Origin of the sequence: Pseudomonas sp. SCT (genome assembly GCF_003864275.1) — a bacterium.
GTDB lineage: Bacteria > Pseudomonadota > Gammaproteobacteria > Pseudomonadales > Pseudomonadaceae > Stutzerimonas > Stutzerimonas stutzeri_AE.
In genome coordinates, this window is the sequence record NZ_BDJA01000002.1 from 258,244 (window position 1) to 271,784 (window position 13,541).

Sequence of the window (13,541 nt, forward strand, 5' to 3'; positions counted from 1 at the left end):
AGCGGCTGCGTGGGGTTGCGGATAAAAGAGGGGAATCCCTGGCCTGCCTGTACCAGGGTCCCCGAAACTGGGTTAATCCAGTCTATGCACTGGATATGCCAGTTTCGTTAAAAGCGGATGCGCTGCGACGCTGCAAACGGTGGTGCCCCGGAAAAACAAGGGGTTTGTTTGTAGCCTGACAGCCTGGCGCTTGAACGTAGGAATTGCGGGGGCGCAGCGGCCGCCTGATAGCAGTGCGCAATGTCTGTTGCTTGCGCACATTTGGCGCAACTATTCCTGTTCGGGCCAGAGTCGTAGGGCGCTGCCCTCGGCAGGCCATAGGCGCAGCTGGTCGATATTGGAAACGTCCCAGCGCTCGACCCGGTTGAGCAGGTCAAGGAACGCATGCTCCTGTTCCATGATCTCTTCCGGGCAGAGCTTGCGTGTGCTGCCCAGGTTGCTGAAGCGGATCTGCTGACCGCTCTGCTCGTAGCTGGCAAACCAGTGATTGCAGCCGGCATTGCCGTAGGCGCGTCCCTCACTGAGCGTGAGCGATACTGCAGTGCGGCCGATCACCGGCTCGTCACCGATCCACTCGGCGATGTAGGTGACGTCTCGCTGAAGCTCCAATGGCTCTGTCGCACAACCGGCCAGGCCGACGGCTACGACCAAGGGCAACAAACGCAAAGTCATGCCTGTTTCTCCTTCTGACAGCTAGGGCAGCGGTGTTGGCCATCAGCGCCAGACCAGCCCAATTCGGCGATACGGGCCTGCGCGGCAGGCTTGCGGGCGGCTTCGCCCAGCTTGGCGTCGACCGCAAATTCGAAGTCCAGCTGCTTGCCGCAGCTATCGCAAGCGACCTGCCAGTTGAGGATTTCAAGTTCGCGGAATACCGGTCCGCTTGCCACGGCCATCCACTGTCCCGGTGGATTGATGAGGTGGCGTACCTTTTCGACGGTGAGACGTTGCGATAGATCGCGGCTGCCCTTGAGCGTGACGATCAGCACGTCGCCGCTGCGAATCGATCCGCCATTGCCGGTGACCTGATAGCGACCTGGCGCCAAAGCGCGGCATTCGGTAAGGGTGTGGGCGGGGTTGAGCAGGGTGTAGCGGAAATCGTGTTCGGCCATGACTCGTGATCGACGATGAATATGCGCGCAATGCTAGCACGCGTCCCGGCGGCAGGCGCGCCGCCGGGCGAATCACGGACGAGAAGGCGAGGCCTTCACTGTGCCCGAGCGGTTGCTGGTGCGCCGAACGTCTCTTCGAAGAAGCGTCGCATATCGCCCCAGGAGCGCTCGTCCGCCGTTTTCTGATAGGCCACGTCGAGACCGTTTTTCTGGTGGGCGTCGGCGCCCGGATTGGTGAAGCCATGCTTGGCACCGGGCAGGCTGACGAACTGGTAATCGGCGCCGGCCTTGACCATCTCGACGTTCAGCGCGGCGATATCGTCGCTGCTGATCATGCTGTCTTCGCTGCCATGCTCGACCAGCACGCGTGCCTTGACGCTGCCCGGGGCGGCGCGTGTCTCGGTGGCCAGTGCGCCATGAAAGCTGACCACACCATCCAGCGGGACGCCCTGGCGGGCCATATCCAGCACGACCTTACCGCCGAAACAGTAGCCTACCGCGCCGAGTTTGGCGGTATCGGTCTGCGCCTGTTCCTTGAGCAGATCGAGGCCAGCGTTGAAGCGACCCTTGGCAGCATCGGCGTCCTTCAGGGCCGCCTGCATGAAGCTCATGGCATCTTTTGGATGCTCGGTGTTCTTGCCTTCGCCGTACATGTCGATGGCCAGGGCGCTGTAGCCCAGCTCGGCGAGGTCGCGGGCGCGCTGCTTGGCGTAGTCGTTCAGCCCCCACCATTCGTGGACCACGACGATGCCGGGGCGTTTGCCTTCGATGGCGTCGTCGTAGGCGTAGTAGCCGATCATCTCGGTGCCGTCGGCAGCGGTGTAGGGGATTTCCTGCGTCTGAATCGCGGCATTCGCAGTGACGCTGGCAGCCATGAGCAGGCCGAACAGGCAGTGGCGCATCGTGAGGTCTCCTTGACGGGCATTAGGGGATAGAGGCATCGAGCAAGCATAGCGGCTGTTCGACCGTACGCGCAGCGTGCGGGTTCGTCTGGCGGCATGTCGGGATCGGAGAACGAAAAAGCCCCGCCAGGACGGCAGGGCTTTCGTCGACCATGGTTGCGGTGTCAGCCGCCCAGGTAAGCGTCACGGACCTTCGGATCAGTCAGCAGGTCCTCGCCGCTGCCCTGCATGACGATGTGACCGTTCTCCAGTACATAGCCACGGTCGGCCAGCTTGAGCGCCTGGTTGGCGTTCTGCTCGACCAGGAACACCGTCACGCCATCCTCGCGCAGCTGTTCGATGATCTCGAAGATCTGCTGGATGATGATCGGCGCCAGACCTAGCGACGGCTCGTCGAGCAACAGCAGCTTGGGCTTGCTCATCAGTGCGCGGGCGATGGCGAGCATCTGCTGCTCGCCACCGGACATCGTGCCGCCGCGCTGCTGATAGCGTTCCTTGAGCCGCGGGAACAGGCCGAGCACCTTGTCCAGCTGCTCCTGGAAGTCCGTCTTGCCAGTGAAGAAGCCACCCATGGACAGGTTCTCTTCAACTGTCAGGCGAGCGAAGATCCGCCGCCCTTCAGGCACCACGGCGATGGCCTTGCGCATGATGTCGCAGGTCTGCCGGCCGACCAGCTCCTCGCCCTGGAAGCGAATGCTGCCGCTGGCCGCCTGCGGCGAGCCGCAAAGGGTCATCAGCAACGTCGACTTGCCGGCACCGTTGGCGCCGATCAGGGTGACGATCTCGCCTTGCTCCACCTGCACATTGATGTCGTGCAGCGCTTGGATCTTGCCGTAAAAGGTCGAGACGTTTTCGAAAGTCAGCATGCTTACGCCTCCCCCAGGTAGGCTTTGATCACGTCCGGATTGTTGCGCACCTGTTCGGGCGAACCATCGGCCAGCGGCGTGCCCTGGTTGATCACGTAGATGTGGTCGGAAATGCTCATGACCAGCTTCATGTCGTGTTCGATCAGCAGCACGGTGACCCCATGTTCGTCACGCAGCATGGCGATCAACGCCTTGAGATCCTCGGTTTCCTTCGGGTTGAGGCCCGCCGCCGGCTCGTCGAGCATGAGGATGCGCGGACGCGTCATCATGCAGCGGGCAATCTCCAGGCGGCGCTGTTGGCCGTAGGCGAGGGTCCCAGCCGGGCGGTTGGCTACGTCGGTCAGATTCACCTGCTCCAGCCAGTGCGCAGCAAAGTCCATCGCCGCGCGCTCGCTCTTGCGAAAACCCGGAGTCTTCAGAAGGCCGGCGAGGAAGTTGGTATTCAGATGACGATGCTGCGCCACCAGCAGGTTTTCCACCGCCGTCATGTCCTTGAACAAACGGACATTCTGGAAGGTGCGTACCACCCCCTGACGAGCGATCTTGTGGCCGGGCAGACCGTGGATCGGCGTACCGTCGAGCAGGATTTCCCCGGCGGTCGGCTGGTAGAAGCCGGTCAGGCAGTTGAACACGGTGGTCTTGCCGGCACCGTTGGGGCCGATCATCGAGACCACTTGCTTGTCATGTACCGTCAGCGCCACCTCGTTGACGGCCAGCAGGCCGCCAAAACGCATCATCAGGCCGCGTACTTCTAGAATCGGGCGGCTCATTGCTTCAGCTCCAGGTGTGGGCGCTGCATCGGCAGCAGACCTTGCGGGCGCCAGATCATCATCAGCACCATCAGGGCGCCGAACATCAACATGCGGTACTCACTGAATTCGCGCATCAGCTCGGGCAGCAGGATCATCACGATCGCCGCGAGGATCACCCCGAGCTGCGAGCCCATACCGCCCAGCACCACGATGGCGAGGATGATCGCCGATTCGATGAAGGTGAAGGATTCCGGTGATACCAGCCCCTGACGGGCGGCGAAGAAGCTGCCGGCGAAACCGGCGAAGGTCGCGCCCAGGGTGAACGCCGAAAGCTTGATCACGGTGGGGTTCATGCCCAATGCGCGGCAGGCGATCTCGTCTTCGCGCAAGGCTTCCCAGGCGCGACCGATCGGCATGCGCAGCAGACGATTGATCACGAACAGCGTCAGCAGTACCAGCAGCAGGGCGATCAGGTAGAGGAAGATCACCTTGTTCACCGAGTTGTAGGCCACCCCGAAATATTCGTGGAATGTCTGCATGCCTTCGGCGGCACGGCGGTCGAAGGACAGGCCGAACAGCGTCGGTTTGTCGATGCCGCTGATGCCATTCGGGCCGCCGGTCACGCTGGTCATGTTGCGCAGCAGGATGCGAATGATCTCGCCAAAACCGAGCGTCACGATGGCCAGGTAATCACCGCGCAAGCGCAACACCGGGAAGCCCAGGAGGAAGCCGAACAGCGCCGCCATCGCGCCGGCGATGGGCAAGGCGGTCCAGAACCCGACCCCGTAGTAATGCGAGAGCAGCGCATAGGTGTAGGCACCGACGGCGTAGAAGCCGACGTAACCCAGATCGAGCAGGCCGGCCAGACCCACAACGATGTTCAGGCCGAGGCCGAGCATCACGTAGATCAGGATCAGCGTGGCGATGTCCACCGCGCCACGCGAGCCATAGAACGGCCAGACCAGCGCAACCAGTACCAGCGCCAGGATGATCCAGCGTTGCGTCGAGGGCAGCGTGAGGAAGTTGCCGGCGCCAGCAGGCACGGTTGGCAAGCTGGGGCTCGCGGCCCAGCCAGCGGCCAAGTGCGTGCGGAACAGCTGCCAGACGAACATGGCAACGGCGCAGGCGGCGATGATCCAGAAGGTACCGATTTCGGCGCCATGCACTTCGACGCGGATACCGACGGTGGTGAGCTTCAGGCCGAACACCGGCACCGCCACGGCGATGACCAGCAGGGCACTGAAGAAGGCTGTACGGAGATTGCCGCTCATACCTTTTCCACCTCCGGACGACCGAGGATGCCGGTGGGGCGGAACAGCAGCACGAGGATCAGTAGGCTGAACGCCACCACGTCCTTGTACTGGTCACCGAAGATGTCCGCACCGAAGGCTTCCGCGACGCCAAGTACCAGCCCGCCGAGCATGGCTCCTGGGATACTGCCGATACCGCCGAGCACAGCCGCGGTGAAGGCCTTGATACCGGCAAGGAAGCCGATGTGCGGGTTGATCACCCCGTACTGCATGCTGATCAGCACCGCCGCGACGGCAGCCAGTGCAGCACCGATGACGAAGGTCAAGGCGATGATGCTGTTGGTGTTGATGCCCAGCAGGTTGGCCATCTTCAGGTCTTCGGCGCAGGCGCGGCAGGCGCGGCCCAGACGTGACCGCGAGATGAACAGCGTCAGGCCGTACATCGCGACGAAGGTCACCACGAAGATCAGGATCTGCATGTAGGAAATCACCACGCCGTTCATGGCGCTCTCGCCGATGACCAGGTTGCCTGGCATCAGGTTGGGGATCGCCTTGTCCTTGGAGTCCTGGGCCAGCAGCACGACGTTCTGCAGGAAGATCGACATGCCGATCGCGGAGATCAGCGGGATCAGCCGGTTACTGCCGCGAAGCGGGCGATAGGCGACCCGTTCGATGCTGTAACCGTAGGCGCTGGTGACGATCATGGCGGCCACGAATGCGCCGATCATCAGGATCGGCAGTGCGTCCAGGCCCATCATGGACAGGCCGACGATCGCGATGAAGGTGACATACGAACCGATCATGTACACCTCGCCGTGGGCGAAGTTGATCATGCCGATGATGCCGTAGACCATCGTGTAACCGATGGCGATCAGCGCGTAGGTGCTGCCAACGGTAAGCCCGTTGATCAGCTGTTGTAGGTAGTGGTAAAGCTCAGGCATCACTGCTCTCCCGAAGTCCCTGCAATTCCATTCCGCTCCGGCTGCGCTGCCCACTTCGAACACACCGCCCCTCCTGGCGCGGTGCCACTGCGGTACGGTGCCTTGCGGATCACACACGGCGCCGGTTCGAGGCGGGCCTGCTGTTCAGGCCGCTCGTCGGATTACAGGTACGGCAAGGCGGCCCGATGCTTGTGGCGGGGCCGCCCGCTAAAACAAAGCCCACAAGCGAGTGTGGGCTTCGTCAGGCTGATGGAAATTACTTGGCTTCGGTCTTGGTGCCGTCCTGGTGCCATTCGTAGACGACGAAATTGAAGTCCTTCAGGTCGCCTTTCTCGTCGAACGAGAGCATGCCTGTCGGGGTGTCGAAGGTATTGCTGCGCAGCGCTTCGGCGACCTTGTCGGTGTCGGTGCTGCCGGCCTTTTCGATGCCTTCGGCGATGACCTGAACCGCCGCGTAGGCCGGGAACACGAACGGGCCGCTCGGGTCCTGTTTCTTGGCCTTGAAGCCGTCTACCAGTTCCTTGTTGCGCGGGTCCTGGTCGAAGGATTTCGGCAGCGTCACGTACATGCCTTCGGAGGCCGGGCCGGCGATGGCGGAGATTTCCGAGTTGCCGACGCCTTCCGGGCCCATGAAGCGCACGTTCAGGCCTTTTTCCTTGGACTGACGCAGCAGCAGACCCAGTTCCGGGTGGTAGCCGCCGTAATAGACGAAGTCCACGCCTTCACGCTTGAGCTTGGCGATCAGCGAGGAGAAGTCCTTGTCGCCGGCATTGATGCCTTCGAACAGGCCGACCTTGATGTTCTTGCCTTCCAGGGTCTGCTTGACCGCGGTGGCGATGCCTTCGCCGTACTGCTGCTTGTCGTGGATGACGGCAACGTTCTTCGGTTTGACGTGGTCGGCGATGAAGTTGCCGGCGGTCGGGCCCTGCAAGCTGTCGAGGCCGATGGTGCGGAAGATCAGTTCATAACCGCGGGAGGTGATGTCCGGGCTGGTGGAAGCCGCGGTGATCATCAGGATGCCTTCGTCCTCGTAGATGTCGGACGCGGGTTGCGTGGAGCTGGAGCAGAGATGGCCGACCACGAACTTGACGTTGTCGTTGACGATCTTGTTGGCAACCGCCACGGCCTGTTTCGGATCGCAGGCGTCGTCGTAGCGAACACCCTTCAGTTGCGCGCCGTTCACCCCGCCGGCCTTGTTGATCTGCTCGATGGCCATTTCGGCCCCGATGAACTGCATGTCCCCGTACTGCGCCACCGGCCCGGTTACCGGCCCTGCCAATCCGATGCGGATGGTATCGGCGGCCAGGGTATAGCTGGCTGCGCCGGTCAGTGCCATTGCCAGGAAAATTTTCGAAAGACGCTGCTTGGTCTTCATAAGTGCTCCACTTGCATCGTTATTGTTTGAATCCTGCGGGCCGGAGCGCCGTTAAGAGGCGAACATCCCGAAACGCTCCGGCAACTGTACCGGCACAGTGTAGAAGTGTCTCCTGCGTTTGCACAGCCGGCAGATTCAACCGTTTGATGGGAATCGGGGCGCGGGTATCATTGCGCCTTTTTCGTATCTGGTGAGTCCCATGGCCGACGACGCAAGCACTCTTTATGCCAAGCTGCTGGGCGAAACTGCAGCGATAACCTGGCAGGAACTGCAGCCGTTCTTCGCTCGCGGAGCGCTGTTACAGGTGGCGGGGGATGCCGATCTGGTCGCAGTGGCGCAGGCCGTCGCCGAGGACGATCAGGCCAGGGTGGCCGCATGGCTGAATGCTGGACAGCTGGCGAAAATGCAGGCCGAGCAGGCGCAGGACTGGCAGCAGCGCGACCCCACCTTGTGGGCCGTGGTGGTGGCCCCCTGGGTGTTGGTGCAGGAGCGTGAACAGCAGCCCGTGGTGCACTGAAACTGGGCGAGGCGCGCAGCCGGGTAATCGACTGCGCAACCAGCGTCGCCCTCTCAAGGTCAGCCGATCTTCTTGCAGACATCCTTTCGATTTGGCATCTGCTTGCATTTTTCGCCGAGCATGCGCAGTTCGCTCTCATCTTTCTTGAGCTTATGAGCGAGCATCTTTTCGACAATGAACTGTTCCTGTGAACCCAGGTGGCGTTCAGCCCGTTCAATGGTTGCAAGGGCCGCAACTGCATCGCCATTGTTCAGATGATAGTGAACCAGTTGTTCGTAGACCTCCGGTCCCGCTAGCGACCAGTCCTTGATTGCGTTGAGCTGCGCCAGTGCACGACGTTTGTCACCAGTTGCCATGTGGACGTTGAAGAGGCTACGACGAATGCCTGGCTGGTTAGCCACCGGAGACTTCAGGGCTCGCTCGGCCAAGGTTCGGGCATCCTTCAGATTCTTCTGAGCCAGGGCCTCGTTGGCTCCGTAGGCGTTCTTGTAAGCGTCCAGTGAGGCTTTCACGCTTGGGGTGTTGCGGACTGTAAGCCAGTTCCGTTTATTCACCCGGTGATAACGCTCGGCATCGTACTCGCGCTGCAGATATTGGCGCAGGTCGTCATCGCGACGCTGGGCTGACATGTGTGAGCGGGTGAGGTGCTGGCCGACTGCGCTGACGGTCGTCATCAGGCCTTGATTGACGAACGTGTTGATCTCCTGGGTAAAGCCGTTCAGGTCGAGGCGCTGCAGCGAATCTTGCATCGCGCCCCGTCGCGCCTGGATAAAACCGGCCAGGAGGGGTTCCTGCTTTCCCTGGAAATCGCTAAGCCGCTGCAGACTGTGGCTGGCACCGCGCGGCGCGTAACGCGCTTTGATCAGTAGATCGGTACCCAGCAGATCTGCCTGGTCTTCCTGAGCACGACCCCAGGCGGTGTTCCATACGTTGTCTGAAAAGGTGTTGGCGAGTGAGGTGTAGAGCACCGTCTCACCGACGGCCTTCTGCGTGGCTTGCGGATTTTTGCTGACCACCTTCCATTTCGACGCTCCACGATCCAGGCGAGAGTCGGCGACCATCGTCGCGATTACCGCAGTGGTGGCAATGTTGGTCAGCAGTTCCCGCTGCTCGTTGAAGGCTTGGCGGCGATCATGGTGGCGCAGCAGCACATGGCTCATTTCATGGGCCAGCATCGCCGCGATTTCGTCCTCGCTTTCTACGCTTTCCAGCATGCCGAGCGGCACGTAGAGATTGCCGTACGGGTCGGCTGATGGCCCGAACGAATAACTGTCGGTGACCGTTACCCGCAATTGCGGCTGCTCGCCAGGCCAACCCTTGGCGAGACGTTCGACGATGCCTTGCAGATAGTTCTGCAGCGCAGGTATCAGCACCACGTTCTGTTGGCGGATTTCATTGGCTGGCAGGCTACGGCCGTCATAGCTCAGCCGCAGGTTGTGGTTGTGCTGCGGATCGAGGCGGAAGTAACTGCGAACCTCCTCCTGCTCCAGGTACTTGCCCTGAAACCCGCTTTGCGTGCTTTGTCCTGCAAGATTGATCAGCGCGTCAGGTGCTCCTTTGAGCGTGCTGCACCCGCCCAGACAAGTCAGCAGTAAAGCCGCCGCCAATGCGGCACGCTTACGCAGTAGGTCAGTTCTTCGCACAGCCAGCCCCGTAACCAATGGTGGAGAGATTGGTCGCGCTATCTGCGCGGGCCTTGGGCAGTGCTGCGCACGGCATGGGAACGGTCTTGCCTTGACTCAGGCGGACATCGACACCATCCAGCCAGACCAGCTGTCCGGCTACCTCGACCTGCACCAGTTCGAGATCGTCATTCCACTGCTGTGCGGCCAGTGGTGTGGCGGGTAACTCGGAGCGTGCAATCTTCTTCAGCAAACGACCCTCTGCATCAAGCAGGGCGATCGGATCGTTGGTGTATTGCTCTACGGTCAATCCGGCTGCGTAGCTGGTACTGCTGAGCAACAGGGCGCAGAGCAGTGTGAGGGGTTTGCGCATGATGACTCCTTTCGTGTGCTGGTCGAGGGGAGGGAGGGGGATTCCGGTTCTTCTGGCAGTAACACGCCAATCAGCAGCAACAAGCCGAGGATGTTCACTGGAGTGACGCGCAACTGATAAAGCAGCACGCTGATTAGCAGCAGGCAGAGCGTTGCGCCGATCGCGAACGCCAGGCGATGCCCAGGCAAAAGGCCTGAACGGGCCGAGTGAAACCAGAGAATGACCAAAGCGAAGATGAACTCGAGCAGGTCCAGGACATCGATTTCGGTGTTGAACAGTTGCGGTGGTGCGGCGATGTAGTCCTGGCCATATTCGATCAAGTTATCCAGCGCCATGGCGTGGGCGTAGACGCCCGGCAACTTGCCGTGAACCGGCGAGCTGGTGAGATCCTCGGCGGAACTGATGGAGGCGCCGACCATTACCAGGCGATCGCCAAGCAGCTCACGTAACACGGCGCGCTCCTCCGGTACGGTCGTAGCCAGGGCACTCGCGGTGATTGTCAGGTGAAATGGGCAGCGTGTTTCGGTAGGAGCACTGAGACGCCAGAAGACCGACTGGGCGAGCTGGCTGAAAATCCGGCTCCAAAGTCCAGATGATGAAGCGCACTGGCTGACGTCGCTGACCAGACGCTGCTCACGCGCCGGGTCACCGCCCCATTGCAGAGCGATCGGCGGTTGCTCTCCGGCGAGCTGTGCCGTTGCTGGTAGCGGCTGGCAGGCATGGCGCGTGCAGTAGCTTCTGTATAAGGCGAAGGCTGCGCTGTCCATCCAGCCGTATGCGGTCTCGGCTGCCAGCGGGTACTGATCTTCATAACCGCTCCAGCTCACCAGTGCCGGCTCGCTAACTTCGGTAAAGATCGGCAAGGCATTGGATTCAGTGCTGCCGGAGTTGGCGAGATACAGCGGCACGCCGGCAGCTCGATAGCGTTCGAACACGTTGGACAGGAATCGACTACTGTCGCCGTTGCGTCCGCGGGAGTGGTCGTAGCTGTACATCAGGTCAACCATGACCGCGGCTGGTCGATAGGCCAGTAGCTGGCGGAACAGTTTGCTCTGTTCGTTGTAGGGCAGTGGCCAATGGCTTTCGCGCTGGCGCAGAAAAGCGTCATCGATGATCACAACTGCGATCTGCTGTCTGGCGCCGGCATCGCCGTAGGCGTTGGCTTGCAGCTGATTGAGCAGGCGGGACGATGCACCATCGGTGGCCGTAGTCAGGCCGAAGGGATCCAGCAGGATTGCCAGCAATGCCAGTACGGTTCGTAGCGTAGACAACTGGCGCGGTAGGGCCGGCACTTCATCATCCTTGATGATCTCAAAACGACATCACGGATATTCGGTGAATCAGTTCACAAAAGTCAACGGAGTCGGCCGCGGCGATTAGCCTCGCACCCAGCGCTGCCGCGCCCACGCGCTGAGACTGTCAACCGCTAGCACCATCGCCAGCATGGCCAGGATCACCGTCGAGGCCTGGGCTTCCTGGAACAGGCTGAGGCTCATGTAAAGCATCTGACCCAGCCCTCCGGCGCCGACGAAACCGAGCACGCTGGCCATGCGGATATTGTTTTCCCAGCGATACAGGGTGTAGGCCACCAGTTGCGGCCAGAGCGAGGGCAGGGTGCCGTAACAGAATGCCGCGATGCGGCCGCTACCGGTTAGGCGCAACGCATCGCCGGGCTGTGGCGGGGTGTTCTCCAGCGCCTCGGCGAAAAGCCGGCCCAGCACGCCCGCGGTGTGCAGCGCCAGCGCCAGCGTCCCGGCATTCGGCCCGAGCCCGGCGGCCAGCACCATCAGCGCCGCCCACACCAGTTCCGGTATCGCCCGCAGCGCATTGAGCAGCAGGCGCGACGATGCCTGCGCGAGCAGCCCGAAGCGCCCCGCCGCCGGCAGTGCCAACAGCAAGCCGAGCATGGCCGCGAGCAAGGTGCCGATGGCGGACATCGCCAGGGTTTCCAGGGTGCCGTGGACGATCGCCTGCAGATGATCGGCCGACAGGTCCGGAGCCATGAAGCCCGACGCATAGGCGGCCATCTGCGCGAGGCCATCGCGACTCAGCAGTGCCGCGCTCTCCAGCTGCAGGTAGGCGAACGCCGCTACGACGGCGGCGACCAGCCCGGCCGGGATCAGCAGGCGCGACAGCAGTCTCATGCGAACCTCCAGCGCAGCAGGCGGCTGAGCAGATCGGCCAGCAGCACCAGCATGAGAAACGTCAGCAGCATGCTGGCGACTTCACCGCCGGCAAACATGCGCATCGACAGATCCATTTGCTGGCCCAGCCCGCCGGCGCCGACGAAGCCCATCACCACCGAGGCGCGGATCGCGCACTCCCAGCGGTAAACGCTGTACGAGAGCATCTCGCCCGTGGCTTGCGGCAGTACTCCATAGAGGAACGCCTGCAGTCGCGAAGCACCGGCGCCCAGCAGGGCACGGGCGGGCAGCGGGTCGACCGACTCGAAGATTTCCGCGTAGACCTTGCCGAGCATGCCGGCGTAGGTGATGGCGATGGCCAGCACGCCGGCGGTCGGGCCCAGCCCCACGGCGCGAACGAACAGCAAGGCCCAGACGATTTCCGGGACGCTGCGCAAAACGATCAGCAATCCGCGCACCGGCCAGCGCAAGGCCTGTGCCCACCAGGCCGGACGGCCGCCGCGGCTGAGCGCGGACAGGGACATTGCGCGGGTCGCAAGCAGAGCGCAGGGGAGGGCGACACCCAACGCCAGGGCCATGCCGGCGGTGGCGATGGCCAGGGTCTCCAGCGTGGCCTGCCAGAGTAGCTCGAGAAACTCGCCGCTGTGCTCAGGCGGCCAGAACGCCGAGACGAAGGTGCCCATGGTGTCGGCATTGCTGCCGTCGAACAGCACGCCAAGGTCCAGCTCGCTCAGTTTCAGCCCGGGCCACAGCAACGCCACCACCAGCAATGTCAGCATCAGGCGTGAAGCGGTAGCGGGGTCTTGGCGGACCAGCGCGGGGTTCAGCATCGCGGAATGTTCAGCAGCGGGGGCGGCGCAGCGGGTGGCGACGGGGCATGCTCGAGCTGCTCGTTGGCGTACAACGCGGTCAGCTCGTCATGACCGATTGCAGTGGCGGGTTTGTCGAACAGGATGCAACCGTCACGCACGCCGACGATGCGCGGGAAGTGCTCCAGCGCCAACTCCACTGCGTGCAGGCTGGCCAGCAGTGTGGCGTTGCGGCGCTGCGCTTCGCGGCTGAGCACGTCCAGCGTGTGGCTGGCGAGCACCGGATCCATGGCCGACACCGGTTCATCGGCGAGAATTAGATCCGGGGCCTGATAAAGCACGCGGGCGATTCCGACCCGCTGCAGCTGACCGCCCGATAGCTGGTCACAGCGCATGTACAGCTTGTCGGCAAGATCGAGACGCCCGAGCGCATCGGCGGCGCCCTGACGGTCCAGTGGAAAGATCAGGCTGAACAGGCTCTTGAACAGAGACCACTGACCAAGCCGGCCGGCCAGCACCGCAGTGACCACGCGCTGCCTTGGAGGTAGCGGCGGCGCCTGGTGAATCAGGCCGATCCGTGTACGCAGTCGTTGCCGGGCGGTGGCGGCAAGCGTCCAGGGCTGCTTGCCGAGCAAATCGAGCTCGCCTTGGTCGGGCTTGAGCGAGGTGGCCAGAAGACGCAGCAGCGTGGTCTTGCCAGCCCCGGATGGCCCGATGATCGCGACGCGTTCACCTTGGGCGATCTGCAGATCGATTCCGCGCAAGGCAACCTGGCCGCCCGCGTGGGTATGCCCCACGCTGGCCAGCTTCACCATTGGTTCGGGTTCGGCCGCGCAGTCTGGCATTGGCGGCGCCTGCAAGGTGCTCATGTGCGTGAAACG

The 13,541-nt window shown here is 62.5% G+C and carries 15 protein-coding genes; 1 reads left to right on the plus strand and 14 read right to left on the minus strand.

Annotated elements, in window-relative coordinates; translation table 11 throughout:
• Nucleotides 1–270: 270 nt before the first annotated feature.
• The 8 genes from BHD08_RS05630 to BHD08_RS05665 form a co-directional block, all read right to left on the minus strand.
• Complete coding sequence (locus tag BHD08_RS05630; RefSeq protein WP_015276176.1) at nucleotides 271–672, minus strand: META domain-containing protein; 402 nt, start codon at nucleotides 670–672, stop codon at nucleotides 271–273.
• On the minus strand, nucleotides 669–1,109 hold the full coding sequence (locus BHD08_RS05635) for a hypothetical protein (RefSeq protein ID WP_015276177.1): 441 nt from the start codon (nucleotides 1,107–1,109) through the stop codon (nucleotides 669–671). Before BHD08_RS05635 ends, BHD08_RS05630 begins: the two co-directional genes overlap by 4 nt.
• A gap of 95 nt (nucleotides 1,110–1,204) precedes the next feature.
• On the minus strand, nucleotides 1,205–2,011 hold the full coding sequence (locus tag BHD08_RS05640) for a dienelactone hydrolase family protein (protein ID WP_015276178.1): 807 nt from the start codon (nucleotides 2,009–2,011) through the stop codon (nucleotides 1,205–1,207).
• A gap of 164 nt (nucleotides 2,012–2,175) precedes the next feature.
• The gene (locus tag BHD08_RS05645) at nucleotides 2,176–2,877 is read right to left on the minus strand and encodes an ABC transporter ATP-binding protein (protein ID WP_015276179.1); all 702 of its coding nucleotides are present in this window, start codon (nucleotides 2,875–2,877) and stop codon (nucleotides 2,176–2,178) included.
• 2 nt (nucleotides 2,878–2,879) lie between these two features.
• The gene (gene livG / locus BHD08_RS05650; protein WP_125021094.1) at nucleotides 2,880–3,647 is read right to left on the minus strand and encodes a high-affinity branched-chain amino acid ABC transporter ATP-binding protein LivG; all 768 of its coding nucleotides are present in this window, start codon (nucleotides 3,645–3,647) and stop codon (nucleotides 2,880–2,882) included.
• The gene (locus BHD08_RS05655) at nucleotides 3,644–4,900 is read right to left on the minus strand and encodes a high-affinity branched-chain amino acid ABC transporter permease LivM (RefSeq protein ID WP_015276180.1); all 1,257 of its coding nucleotides are present in this window, start codon (nucleotides 4,898–4,900) and stop codon (nucleotides 3,644–3,646) included. The genes livG and BHD08_RS05655 overlap by 4 nt, the downstream gene beginning before the upstream one ends.
• Nucleotides 4,897–5,820, minus strand: coding sequence for a high-affinity branched-chain amino acid ABC transporter permease LivH (gene livH / locus BHD08_RS05660; RefSeq protein WP_015276181.1), 924 nt, complete (start codon nucleotides 5,818–5,820; stop codon nucleotides 4,897–4,899). Before livH ends, BHD08_RS05655 begins: the two co-directional genes overlap by 4 nt.
• Nucleotides 5,821–6,076: 256 nt before the next feature.
• A complete protein-coding gene (locus tag BHD08_RS05665; protein WP_015276182.1) occupies nucleotides 6,077–7,195 on the minus strand; it encodes a branched-chain amino acid ABC transporter substrate-binding protein in 1,119 nt (372 codons plus the stop codon).
• A gap of 199 nt (nucleotides 7,196–7,394) precedes the next feature.
• Between BHD08_RS05665 and BHD08_RS05670 the strand changes: the two genes are divergently transcribed.
• Nucleotides 7,395–7,712 (plus strand): DUF2288 domain-containing protein, encoded by a 318-nt coding sequence (locus BHD08_RS05670; RefSeq protein ID WP_015276183.1) that lies wholly within the window; start codon nucleotides 7,395–7,397, stop codon nucleotides 7,710–7,712.
• Between the two features lie 59 nt (nucleotides 7,713–7,771).
• Here the strand turns inward: BHD08_RS05670 and BHD08_RS05675 are convergent, their stop codons facing one another.
• The 6 genes from BHD08_RS05675 to BHD08_RS05700 form a co-directional block, all read right to left on the minus strand.
• A complete protein-coding gene (locus BHD08_RS05675; RefSeq protein ID WP_015276184.1) occupies nucleotides 7,772–9,355 on the minus strand; it encodes a M48 family metallopeptidase in 1,584 nt (527 codons plus the stop codon).
• Nucleotides 9,342–9,707, minus strand: a complete 366-nt coding sequence (locus BHD08_RS05680; protein ID WP_041756511.1) for a hypothetical protein — start codon at nucleotides 9,705–9,707, stop codon at nucleotides 9,342–9,344. The genes BHD08_RS05675 and BHD08_RS05680 overlap by 14 nt, the downstream gene beginning before the upstream one ends.
• Nucleotides 9,641–10,999, minus strand: a complete 1,359-nt coding sequence (locus BHD08_RS05685; protein ID WP_125021095.1) for a CHASE2 domain-containing protein — start codon at nucleotides 10,997–10,999, stop codon at nucleotides 9,641–9,643. The genes BHD08_RS05680 and BHD08_RS05685 overlap by 67 nt, the downstream gene beginning before the upstream one ends.
• 84 nt (nucleotides 11,000–11,083) lie before the next feature.
• Nucleotides 11,084–11,851 carry a phosphonate ABC transporter, permease protein PhnE gene (gene phnE, locus BHD08_RS05690; RefSeq protein ID WP_015276187.1) on the minus strand — a complete coding sequence of 256 codons (768 nt, stop codon included), beginning with the start codon at nucleotides 11,849–11,851 and terminating at the stop codon, nucleotides 11,084–11,086.
• Nucleotides 11,848–12,681: an ABC transporter permease gene (locus tag BHD08_RS05695; RefSeq protein WP_015276188.1), complete on the minus strand. Its 834-nt coding sequence runs from the start codon at nucleotides 12,679–12,681 to the stop codon at nucleotides 11,848–11,850. The genes phnE and BHD08_RS05695 overlap by 4 nt, the downstream gene beginning before the upstream one ends.
• A complete protein-coding gene (locus BHD08_RS05700) occupies nucleotides 12,675–13,505 on the minus strand; it encodes a phosphonate ABC transporter ATP-binding protein (RefSeq protein ID WP_015276189.1) in 831 nt (276 codons plus the stop codon). Before BHD08_RS05700 ends, BHD08_RS05695 begins: the two co-directional genes overlap by 7 nt.
• Nucleotides 13,506–13,541 lie beyond the last annotated feature (36 nt).